This window comes from Brevibacillus sp. FW301-21C12A, from assembly GCF_058788915.1.
The window spans coordinates 1-611 of sequence record NZ_JBYTBG010000121.1; the positions used below are offsets into that span (position 1 = coordinate 1).

Annotated in this window: 1 pseudogene; it reads left to right on the top strand. The window is 46.5% G+C overall.

Annotation, left to right across the window (positions count from 1 at the left end):
- Positions 1-65 precede the first annotated feature (65 nt).
- Positions 66-611: pseudogene (locus AC3WQH_RS25535) on the top strand (IS5 family transposase); the annotation flags it as partial.

Genomic DNA, 611 nt, shown 5'->3' on the forward strand with positions numbered 1-611 from the left:
TAGGACGTGTCTGAAAACTAAAGAAAATGTGGTATGATTTAGGAAAAACGAATGGAGCAACGAGCATGATTCAAAGACGGTACGAAATAAACGATGAACAGTGGGAACAAATTCAGGACATGTTCCCCCCCTATCGAACAGGACGTCCGTCCAAATTAAGTAATCGTACCATGTTTAATGCCATTCTTTGGATTGCCCGAAGTGGTGCGGCTTGGCGAGATTTGCCGGAAGAACTTTATGGTTCATGGAAAACGGTCTACAGTCGCTTCTGCAAGTGGAGAGATACCGGATTACTTGTCGCCATCTTCCAAGCTCTTCACGTAGAACCTGACTTTGAAAACTTGAGCATCGATTCTACATCGGTCAAAGCTCATCAACACAGTGCGGGTGCTAAAAAAACGCAGAAGGACACGAAGTAAATCAGCACATAGGCGTCAGCCGTGGCGGAAAGACAACCAAACTTCATACCGTCGTCGATGGATTAGGGAATCCCCTCGCTTTTCTTCTCACGGGGGGGCACGTCTATGATTCCGTTCCAGCGATCAATTTGCTTCAAGGGTTTGATCTTACGGGAAGCCATATTGTTGGTGACAAAGCCTACGGCTCAGAAG